Here is a 770-nt window from a genome sequence, read left to right on the forward strand (position 1 = left end):
CATTCAATGCGCACATGGTTGCAATGGCGATCTGGAAATTGTATCTATGCTGTCCAAGCAATTTGGGATTCGATGCGATGGCTCGGACAGCCCTTGATGACACTGATCGGATGAACATCCGGGTGAAGCCGGAGGTGAAGGCGCGCCTGTTGCGCGCCGCAGCGCTTCGCCATACCGATCTCACCAGCTTCGTCACCCAGTCCGCGCTGCGCGAAGCTGAATCCGTTATCGCCGAAGCTGACGCCATAAAGGTGTCGGAGCGGGATTTTGGGCGCATCCTTGAGCTTCTGGACAACCCGCCGAAGCCGAATGCGAAGTTGCGTGCTGCCGCCGCAGCACTTCCGAAGACCCTGTGAGCCTTCCGCCCTGGCATGAGGAGGCGATCGCACGGTCGCACGACCGGAAAGCCTTTGACTGCGGCGATACCGATATGAATGCCTTCCTGCAGCGGTTCGCGCGCCAAGGGCACGAGCAGAACGCGGTAAAGACGTTCTGTGCGGTTCCCGACCATGCACCCGAAAAAATCCTTGGCTTCTACAGCCTGGCTCCGGCCTCGGTCGAACATCACGCAGTTCCTGCCGCGATGACGAAGGGTCTGGCGCGACACGATGTGCCGGGCTTTCTGCTGGCGCGGCTCGCCGTCGACAAATCGGTGGCGGGCAAGGGGCTGGGTGGTCAGCTTCTGCTCGCAGCCGCGCTGCGCTGCATCCGCGTTACCGAGGAAGTCGGAGGTGTGCTGATGATCATCGACGCCAAGAGCAAGCGGGCCG

2 protein-coding genes are annotated in these 770 nt (G+C 61.3%); both read left to right on the plus strand.

What is annotated here, in order from left to right:
* Positions 1 to 77 precede the first annotated feature (77 nt).
* The gene (locus EN742_RS36570; RefSeq protein ID WP_128333968.1) at positions 78 to 356 is read left to right on the plus strand and encodes a DUF1778 domain-containing protein; all 279 of its coding nucleotides are present in this window, start codon (positions 78 to 80) and stop codon (positions 354 to 356) included.
* The coding region (locus EN742_RS36575; protein WP_128333967.1) for a GNAT family N-acetyltransferase at positions 353 to 770 on the plus strand (418 nt) is incomplete at its 3' end. The genes EN742_RS36570 and EN742_RS36575, both read left to right, overlap by 4 nt.

This window comes from Mesorhizobium sp. M4A.F.Ca.ET.020.02.1.1 (assembly GCF_004022645.1).
GTDB lineage: Bacteria > Pseudomonadota > Alphaproteobacteria > Rhizobiales > Rhizobiaceae > Mesorhizobium.